At 61.7% G+C, this 8,432-nt stretch carries 6 protein-coding genes and 7 pseudogenes; 8 read left to right on the top strand and 5 right to left on the bottom strand.

The window, feature by feature from the left end; genetic code table 11:
• Positions 1 to 45: 45 nt before the first annotated feature.
• The 3 genes and pseudogenes from SALB1_RS20065 to SALB1_RS18590 all read left to right on the top strand — a co-directional run.
• A pseudogene (locus SALB1_RS20065) lies at positions 46 to 132 on the top strand (antitoxin Xre-like helix-turn-helix domain-containing protein); the annotation flags it as partial.
• Complete coding sequence (locus SALB1_RS18595) at positions 127 to 405, top strand: MbcA/ParS/Xre antitoxin family protein (protein ID WP_370453267.1); 279 nt, start codon at positions 127 to 129, stop codon at positions 403 to 405. The pseudogene SALB1_RS20065 and the gene SALB1_RS18595, both read left to right, overlap by 6 nt.
• A gap of 505 nt (positions 406 to 910) precedes the next feature.
• A pseudogene (locus tag SALB1_RS18590) lies at positions 911 to 1,465 on the top strand (recombinase family protein).
• 136 nt (positions 1,466 to 1,601) lie between these two features.
• Here the strand turns inward: SALB1_RS18590 and SALB1_RS19355 are convergent.
• From SALB1_RS19355 to SALB1_RS19345, 3 genes are all read right to left on the bottom strand, one after another.
• Entirely contained in the window at positions 1,602 to 2,120 is a 519-nt protein-coding gene (locus tag SALB1_RS19355) for a hypothetical protein (RefSeq protein WP_199678880.1), read from the bottom strand.
• Positions 2,117 to 2,527 carry a hypothetical protein gene (locus SALB1_RS19350; protein ID WP_199678879.1) on the bottom strand — a complete coding sequence of 137 codons (411 nt, stop codon included), beginning with the start codon at positions 2,525 to 2,527 and terminating at the stop codon, positions 2,117 to 2,119. The genes SALB1_RS19355 and SALB1_RS19350 overlap by 4 nt, the downstream gene beginning before the upstream one ends.
• Before the next feature lie 409 nt (positions 2,528 to 2,936).
• A complete protein-coding gene (locus SALB1_RS19345; protein WP_199678878.1) occupies positions 2,937 to 3,092 on the bottom strand; it encodes a hypothetical protein in 156 nt (51 codons plus the stop codon).
• Between the two features lie 226 nt (positions 3,093 to 3,318).
• Between SALB1_RS19345 and SALB1_RS20060 the strand changes: the two are divergent.
• Both SALB1_RS20060 and SALB1_RS18570 read left to right on the top strand, forming a co-directional pair.
• A pseudogene (locus SALB1_RS20060) lies at positions 3,319 to 4,198 on the top strand (LysR family transcriptional regulator).
• A gap of 31 nt (positions 4,199 to 4,229) precedes the next feature.
• Positions 4,230 to 4,589, top strand: coding sequence for a nucleoside deaminase (locus SALB1_RS18570; RefSeq protein WP_109992023.1), 360 nt, complete (start codon positions 4,230 to 4,232; stop codon positions 4,587 to 4,589).
• A gap of 521 nt (positions 4,590 to 5,110) precedes the next feature.
• Here SALB1_RS18570 and SALB1_RS19680 read toward each other — a convergent pair.
• Positions 5,111 to 5,845: pseudogene (locus SALB1_RS19680) on the bottom strand (transposase).
• Positions 5,820 to 6,248: a hypothetical protein gene (locus SALB1_RS19130; RefSeq protein ID WP_158590820.1), complete on the bottom strand. Its 429-nt coding sequence runs from the start codon at positions 6,246 to 6,248 to the stop codon at positions 5,820 to 5,822. Before SALB1_RS19130 ends, SALB1_RS19680 begins: the two are co-directional and overlap by 26 nt.
• Before the next feature lie 95 nt (positions 6,249 to 6,343).
• Here SALB1_RS19130 and SALB1_RS20055 point away from each other — a divergent pair.
• From SALB1_RS20055 to SALB1_RS18550, 3 pseudogenes are all read left to right on the top strand, one after another.
• Positions 6,344 to 6,754, top strand: a pseudogene (locus SALB1_RS20055) (ATP-binding domain-containing protein); the annotation flags it as partial.
• A gap of 179 nt (positions 6,755 to 6,933) precedes the next feature.
• Positions 6,934 to 7,536 (top strand): annotated as a pseudogene (locus tag SALB1_RS20050) (type IV toxin-antitoxin system AbiEi family antitoxin domain-containing protein).
• Positions 7,529 to 8,399 (top strand): annotated as a pseudogene (locus SALB1_RS18550) (nucleotidyl transferase AbiEii/AbiGii toxin family protein). The pseudogenes SALB1_RS20050 and SALB1_RS18550 overlap by 8 nt, the downstream one beginning before the upstream one ends.
• The last annotated feature ends 33 nt before the right edge of the window (positions 8,400 to 8,432 follow it).

The following is an 8,432-nucleotide window of genomic DNA, read 5'->3' as shown; positions in this document are numbered from 1 at the left end:
GATCGTGAGAACGAAGAAGAACAGCGCGGGCGAGAATCCGCCACAGCGGTCAAGGCCGTGTTTCGGATGAGCCGGCGATGGCAACTCTCGGACGACGAACTGGCCACCCTGCTGGGTGGACTGCCGGTGGCCCGGGTCCAACATTGGCGGGATCAACTGGCCGCTTCCGAGGGTGTGGATGCTGAACTTACGCCCGATCAAATCTACCGCGTCCGTTACCTGCTTGGCATCGACACCACCTTGCACCGCCTGTTTTCCGATGAGGCGCAGGCGGATCGTTGGATCAAGCGTCCCCATACCGCACCGGGTTTCGAGGGCCGCTCGGCGCTCGAGGTCATGCGGCGAGGCTATATCGACGACTTGTGTTTTGTTCGCCGCTATTTGGACGACGTATGCCAGCCCTGATGGCGCTCGGGAAGATGACGACAGAGCGTGGCGCAAGACGCACCGGTAATCGCCGGGCCCATGCCAGTCGCGACGACAGCGGCGCGACTAAACCGGGAGGGTGTTGTCGGACAGCAAAGCCGGGCCGGCCGCGGCGGATCCCGTATTTGATCCGGGGACGGACTGGACGACTTGTCCTGTTCGTGCTCGAGTCTGCGCTTCCTTTTGGCCCGGATATCGTCGGATTCGTGATCGCGAAGAGTGCGATGAACATAACGGCGAAGCAAAGCGCGGGGTTCAACCCGCGAGAGGCGATGCAAAGCCCGGCCGGGTCACGGATTGCACCCCGCGGGTGCGGGCAACAAAACGAGGGTTTGTTTACCCATCGTTGTCGGCCTCCGGCCGCGTTGAGAAGAGCGGCCTGATCCGTTGAATATCGTTGGTTAAATTGACTCGGGCAATCAAAGAGCGTCGTTTGCGAGTTTCTGTACTGATGCTCCCCCGGGTTTCCCTCTAAGGTCCCCTCATGAAAATCGGCTACGCGCACGTATCGACGCTCGAACAGAATCTCGACCTTCAGCGGGATGCGCTGACCGAAGCTGGCTGCGAGAAAGTGTTCGTCGACACGATCTCCGGTTCAGTTGCCGCGCGACCCGGATTGGAGAAGGTCAAGGAGCAGCTGCGCGCAGGTGACACCCTGGTGGTCTGGCGGCTCGACCGACTGGGTCGATCGCTCAAGGATCTCACTGCCTGGGTCGGTTATCTGGAAGAACAGCAGGCGGGCCTATGGAGCTTGCACGAAGCCATCGATACCGCGACGCCCGCCGGCAAGCTCATGTTCCATCTGTTTGGGGCGATCGCCGAATTCGAGCGCAATCTCGTGCGTGAGCGCACGCAGGCGGGATTGACGGCAGCCCGGAGTCGCCCGGGCGCCGCCCGTGCTCGATCAAGACAAGCGGGCATTGGCGGTCAAGCTCTGCCACGAAAAACACTGTCGATCGCCAGAATCTGCACGATGATGGGTATTTCCAAGCCAACGCTTTACGCCTATGTGAAGGCGGCGCAGCAAACGACCGCCTGACAAGGCCCCATTTGCTGATCCCACTCCGCGCGACTGACAAATCAGCTATGGCCCGCAGAGCGGGCCGTAGCTGATACCGTGTGCCTGCCGCATGCAGTTCGTCGCGGGTCATGCACATGAGCGTTTTTCAATCGGTCTACGGAATGACCCGGCGTGCCTTGAGCCCGTCGATGGCTGCCAGAATGGATACCGACGAGTCCATGCGCTCGGTGAAGCCGGCCTGATAGATCTTATTGGTATCCGAGACCACGTCGGTCTCGGTGTTGAAGATGAAATCGCCGAAGCCCCAGCCGACCAATTTGTGGAGATCGGGTTCGACCAGATCATGCCGATCGGCAAGTTCACGCCAGAGGTCGGCCTTGTCGGCCATGTGCTCGCTGAGAGTGAGCGGGACCGGATGCGCGAATGTCATGCCCAGATGCTTCGCCACATCCTCGAAGATCCGTTCCCAGCGGAAGGTATCCACGTTGGTCACGTTATAGGCCTCGCCGCCTGGGGCTTCATTTGCCGCCCACAGGCTGGCTCGGGCCAGCAGCCGCGAATCGCAGGCCTGGACCATCTGCGAGTACGCTTGGTCCGTACCCGGAAAACGCAGCGGAATACCCAGCGCGCGGGAAATCTCGGCATACACACCGATCACCAGAGCAATGTTCATCGGGTTGCCGTAGACATCGCCGACCACCACGTCCGGCGCAGCGCGACATAATCCCAGGCGGCTTTTTCGGCGCGTTGTTTCAGCTGGGCTCCTGCGCCTGGTAGATATTGGGCGGCATGTGCGGCGATCGGATTCGCGCGCGGGCGTGCGCACCTTCCGCCCAGATGAATGCCGTAGATCTTGAAACCCTGATAGATGACCACGCGCGATAACGGCGCGCCGACAGCGTCCAGGCCATCCAGAAGATTGCCCAGCATGCGCCCGTTGCGCTCGGCCTCGACGGCGAGATCGTCGTCCGGGTTGAGCGCGGCATAGAACAGATGGGTGGTGTCGGCGGCGGTCTTCAGGGCGTCGCGGGTCGCCGCGGGATCGGTGAGATCGGCCGTGACGGTGTCGAAATCGGGCACGGCACGGCGCCCTGGGCGCGCACGCGCCAACCCTGGTCGGCAAGTTCGCGCGCGGTGGCATCGCCGATGATGCCGCCTGCGCCAGCCACGAGGGCGGTGGGTTGATCGAAACTCATGAAGCAGTCCTTTTCGAATAGATCGTGAATGAAAGTTCGTGCCGCAGCTGGTCGCCCGCCTAGGCATGGGGATTGTTCGCGAGCCCGCCGGGGCTGCACGCGACCAGTTCGATCAGAATCCCGGTTGGTGTGAACGTGAACAGCCGTTGTTCGCCAAGTTCCGGCAGTCCTGCGGTGAATACTGCAGGCCCATGCCTCAAGCCGGTCGCGAGTGGCGGCATAGTCGTCGACGATAAAAGCCGTGTGGTCGATGGTTTCGGCATCGCGCTCGGCTGCGCCGCCGGGGCCGGAGATCAGATGCACGATCGGGCGTCGCCGGCATACAGCCAGTAGCCGGGGAAACCGAAATCCGGCCGATAGCCGACGGTCAAGTCGAGCAGGGCGATGAAGAAATCGCGCGTCGCCTTGAGCGCGTCCGTACCGCAGGGTGACGTGGTCGAGCCAACCATCAGGGGATGGTCACCGCGTCACCTGACTCGGCCGCTGCGACGGGCCATCGCCTCGCCGATGCCCCGAACCCGGATTTGTGCCAGCGATGCCATGAACGCCCTGCTTGTATTGATGCCGAGGCGCCGACAGTAAGTCTTGCGCCGCGTGGCGTGAAGACCCGCGCAAGCAATGTAATGTTGCATCAACACAAAGACGAGATCGCGGGTGGCCGACGCTGGCAAGGAAATGCGGACCTTCGTCCAGATCGGGGCATCGGGCAGTCTGGCGGCCGCGGCTCGTGCGCTGGGGTTGTCAACCGCGGTGGTGAGCCGGCGGCTGTCGGCCCTGGAACGCCGATTGAACACGCGGCTCGTGCATCGCACCACGCGCCGTCTGTCGTTGACCGATGAAGGCGCCCGTTACCTGCATCGCTGTGAACAGATTCTGGCCGATATCGAGGCCGCCGACGCCGAAGCCATGGGCGAAACACGCCGCGCAGCAGGTCGGCTCCGGATCACCACCACGGTGGCCTTCGCCGACCGGCTCGCACCGTTGCTCGAACGTCTTGCGGCGATGCATCCCGAGTTGGCAATCCATCTGCATGCCGGCGATGCCCGCGTGAACTTGACCGAGGAGGGCATCGATGTCGCCGTGCGATTCGGGCGCTCGCCGATTCCAATCTGATCGCGCGCCGCCTGGCGCCGAACCGACGCGTGATCTGTGGTGCGCCGGCCTATCTGGCGCGCTACGGACACCCGCGAACCATCGACGAGCTGGCACAGCACGAATGCATCGTCATGGGCGATCCGCCGCGCAACGAATGGTCGTTCGCCGACGGCCGTCGGTACGTGTGGGAGGTCGACTCTCCTGCAACGACGGGCGCACCGCGCATCGCTGGGCCACCGCCGGCGCCGGGCTGGTGTGCAAGTCGATCTGGGACGTGGCCGAGGATATCGCGGCCGGGCGCTTGGCCACGGTGCTCGACGACTGCCCCATGCCGGGTGCCGATATCCACGCCATTTATGCCCATCGCCGCTATCTGGCCCCGCGTGTTCGCCTGTGCCTGGATTTCCTGCAGGGCGAACTCGAGTCGCTGGCGCGAACGCTGGGTATCGAGCCGGCATAATAAGCGCCGACCGGTGAGTCATTCGCCTGTCATGACCGACGCCGTGCCCGCCGATCCCGATGCTGACCTGCGCTGGATGCGCGGCGCGATCGGTCTGGCCGCGGAGGGTGCGGTAGTTGGCGAAGTGCCGGTCGGTACGGTGGTCGTGCGGGGCGATGTCGAACTTGGCCGTGGCCGCAACGGCCGGATCGCAGCCAGCGATGCGACCGCGCACGCGGAGATGGTGGCGATCGGCGCGGCCTGCGCCGCGGCGGGGAATTACCGGTTGTCCTGCGCCACCCTGTACAGCACGCTAGAGCCCTGTGTCATGTGTGCCGGCGCAATCGTCCATGCCCGTAGCGCCGCGTCGATGTCCGGAGTCTGCATATTCCTTCCGCTCGGTTTTCGTTGACTCGGGTCGCAGGTTGCTCGTTGGTGCGCCGGGTGGCTAAAAAACCGGCGTCTGTGGGAAGGCAGTCAGCAGACGACAGCGGTGCGACTCGGATACGCTGGCGCAAGGGCAATTCTGTGAAGGTCAGGGATGAACCTATCTCTCGTTGTTTGACGACATTGAACCGCCCCGGGTTTACCGGAGACTCGTGGGTTTGATTGCGTTAAGCGTGACATAGGAAGCGGTATAGGCGCAGCGCTCAGGGGGCAGGGTGCGAGGCCAAGTATTTTTCCGTTACGTCGATTATTTGATTTAGCGTCACGTCGCAAGGCCCGCATGAGCGAGCCTTTCCTCGATTAATTGTGCAGCTTTCCGTAAGGTGTCGGCGAAGCGCGAGACGTAGGATATGGGCTCTTGTGACATGGTTTGAGCCAATCATCCGGTCAGAGCGTACAGGCCAAGGGGTGGTTCGGGCGTTGCGCTTTGCCGGATTTTGAGTTTGAAGTATTCGGTATCGAGCAGTCCGCGAGCGCGTTTACGGATCAACCCGATCGCGACGTGGCCCGCCTTCGAGTCGGGCGGTGGTGATGGGTGGGCCGCGTAGTGCAGATCCCGGTGCGATGCCGCTGTAGCATCGCCACGAAGCGTTTCATGGGGGCCAGCCCGGTGGCCTCGGCCAAGGCACACCAGGCATCCAGGCGCTGGCCCATGACGGTGAAGCTCGCTGGGGCGTGCCACAGTTGCTGGAGCTGTTCTTTCAAGGCATAGACTGCGTTGAAGCGGGCCATTGACGGCGAGCAACCGATCGAGTCGCGCGGCCTGGCTATCGCTCAAGCGTTCGGCGTTTTTGAGCAGCAGATAACGGCTGCCAAACCAAGACCTGCTTGCGCGTGGGTTGCCCGCTTGAACTCGGTTCGGCGGACGGTATCGATCACCTTCGAATACTGCTGCATGACATGGAAGCGATCGAAGACGATGGCGGCGTTCGGCAACGCCTCGGCCACCGCCTGTTCAAAGGGCTTCCACATATCCATGGCTACGGCCTCGATGCCCTGGGCAACGGGCTCATCGAGCTGATCGAAAAACGCCGTCAGGCCGGCCTTGCGACGGCCCTCGGTGACCCATACCAGATCGCCGGACTCGAGGTCGTAGACGATGGTCAGATAATCATGGCCCTTGGCGCGGGGCGACCTCGTCGACGCCCAGATGCCGCAGGGCCGGTCAGTGGCGCCAGGATCCAGAGCCGGCAGATCACGCGTCAACGCCCGTTCGTCCATAGCCTTGACCGTACGCCACGCCAGGCCGGGTGTAAGCACGCGACGGCGGCGATGCTGATATGCCGAGCCCAGTTGGCTGACAAAACCGCGCATAGCGGCGTGTGAAGCCATGGCCGGGCTCGACGAACGACAGCCGTTCCATACGGCGATCCGTCGCCCCGATCTTGAGCTGACAGTACGCGATCGAGAGCGTCACTGAGCGGCCCCAGATCGGCAGATTCCTGAACTCGCGACGCAGCCGTCGATTGACGGTGCCTCGTGCGCCGCTCCGGTGATCCACCGGCACGAAGCGGCGATCGCGGTCGCAGTGAAACACCAGCGTGCCACGAGCTTCGTCCCACGCCACGCCCTTGACGCACTGCCCGCGCAGACCAACAATCCAACTTGGGATGGTTGCCGCCATCTACAAACCCCTTCTGTTTTGTGTAGGAGCTTGTATTGAAACGGATTTGTCGGCGGCAGTCATCCTCTCTAGCGCATGTCAGTGCAGAAGAGCCGATTCAGTTTGATGTCGAGCTTGACCGACCAGTCAGCGAATTCGGCGTCGTCGGTGATTGAACTCGAATGGATTCGCGGCTCGACTGTTTCGCTTCAGGGTGTTACGACTACGACACAAGCGACGAAGACGACGACTCGCTCAATACAACCGTGCCGTTCCAGGTAGCCTACGCCGTGTCGATCCACAAGGCACAGGGCCTCGAGTAGACTCCGTAAGATCGTGATCACTGATGCATGAAGAGAACATCACCATAGATCTTCTACACAGCGATAACTCGGGCACGTGAGCGTCTGCGGATTTCTGGACCCCGAGACGCAGCAAAGTGTTCTACAGCGCCTCGGCCGTAGCGCCAACCCAAAGGACATCGCTCTTCTCGTAGCCGTCGTGGTCTTAAGCCGGTCAATGGATGAGTTACAGGGGCATCGATTCCCCCCTGTTGTGTGGATTCGGAGAGAGACGCCCTCGCTAGCGGTCTGGCTTAAAGCCCAGCGGCGACTTGAACGGTGCTTTCATATTTTTCTTTGGTCGTCCATGTGATATAAAAACACCACTATAGATCTTGAGGTGTGAGAATACATATCATGACCAGATGCGATCCCAGCGCGATATAGCCCGCGATCTCCTCGCGACGCATGGGATTCTGCGCCTTGTGAACTCCGGGAAGCGGGAGTGACCGCCGAACGGTCAGTCGTATGGAGAGGGATGGGCGAGGTGATCCGCCTGGCGCGCGGGACTCTACCAGCTTCCCGATGCCGAGCTGGATACAAACCATAGCCTTGCCGAAGCGGCAACGTTTTCCCAAGGGCGTGATCTGCCTCGTTCGGCACTCGCTTTTCATGGAATCACGGATCAGCTACCGAAAAAGGTGTGGATGGCAATCGGCCGGAACGACTGGACGCCGAAGCCAAGCGATATGCCGATTCGTGTGCTGCGTTTCTCGGATGATCTGCTCGTCGAAAGCGTCGAGACGCATGTGATCGAGGGCGTGTCGGTGAAGGTGTTCGGCGTGGCGAAGACGTCGCCGACTGCTTCCGGCATCGCGGCAAGATAGGTCTCGCCGTCGCGCTCGAAGGCTGCAGGAAGCTCTGCGTCAACGCAAAGGCGAGCCGGCCGAGGTCGCCAGGGCGCGGATACTGGCGGGGTCGGCACCGTGATCCGCCCCTACCTGGAGGCGCTGACCACCAATGGCTAAGGAGATCAAGATATCGGGCCTCCGTGCGCGCCCGGCTTCTCAAGCTCTCCAAGGCGAACGGACAGAGTTTCGATCTTGTGCTCACGCGCTTCGCGTTGGAGCGTCTTCTATTCCGGCTTAGCCCAATCACCCTATGCGGATCGCTTTCGTGCTGAAAGGTGCCCATGCTGATGATGAGCTGGTTCGACGATCCGCACCGCGGAACGCGCGATCTCGATCTATTGGGTTTCGGCGATCCAAGTGAGGAGGCGATGCTGGCGACGTTCCGGGGCATCCTCGCTCAGTATGCCGAAGACGGTGTCGTCTTCGATTCTGAAACCTTGCGTGTCGACCGCATTCGCGAAGAGCTCGACTATGGCGGTCTCCGGCTACGCGGCATCGCCTCAGTCGGAGGCGCCCGGGTCAACCTGACGATCGATATCGGTTTCGGGGATGCGCTGGAGCCCGGAGCTGAAGTCGTCGACTATCCGGTCATGCTGGATCTCCCCGCGCCGAGGCTGCGCGCCTATGCGCGAGAGACGGTCATTGCCGAGAAGTTCCAGGCGATGGTGGCGCTGGGGCGTGCGAACAGCCGGATGAAGGATTTTTATGACATCTGGATACTCAGCCGGTCGTTTGATTTCGATAATGACAAGCTTGCACAAGCGATCGCAGCAACGTTCGTGCGGCGCAAGACGGCGATTCCGACCGAGCCGCCCGATGCGCTCTCGCCGGCATTTGCAAGAGATGAACAGAAGCAGCGACAGTGGCGTGCTTTCGTCGAGGATGTTGCAATTGATCCCGGACCTCTCGCACAAGTTCTTGAGGAGATTTCTGGGTTTTTAATGCCGCGGGCCAATCGGGAAAACGAACTGGATCAATAGTGGCAAAGCGGAAATGGCGCTGAAAAACTCGGA

This window comes from Salinisphaera sp. LB1, from assembly GCF_003177035.1.
Lineage (GTDB): Bacteria > Pseudomonadota > Gammaproteobacteria > Nevskiales > Salinisphaeraceae > Salinisphaera.
The sequence above is the reverse complement of the archived record's forward strand: the minus strand, read 5'-3'. Positions and strand labels throughout refer to the sequence as shown.

Coding starts and splice junctions, on each gene's coding strand:
- SALB1_RS19345 (WP_199678878.1), bottom strand. CDS start 3,092: ATGGTTGGCTCGACCACGTCACCCTGCGGTACGGACGCGCTCAAGGCG.
- SALB1_RS19130 (WP_158590820.1), bottom strand. CDS start 6,248: ATGGCGGCAACCATCCCAAGTTGGATTGTTGGTCTGCGCGGGCAGTGC.
- SALB1_RS18570 (WP_109992023.1), top strand. CDS start 4,230: ATGACCGACGCCGTGCCCGCCGATCCCGATGCTGACCTGCGCTGGATG.
- SALB1_RS19355 (WP_199678880.1), bottom strand. CDS start 2,120: ATGAACATTGCTCTGGTGATCGGTGTGTATGCCGAGATTTCCCGCGCG.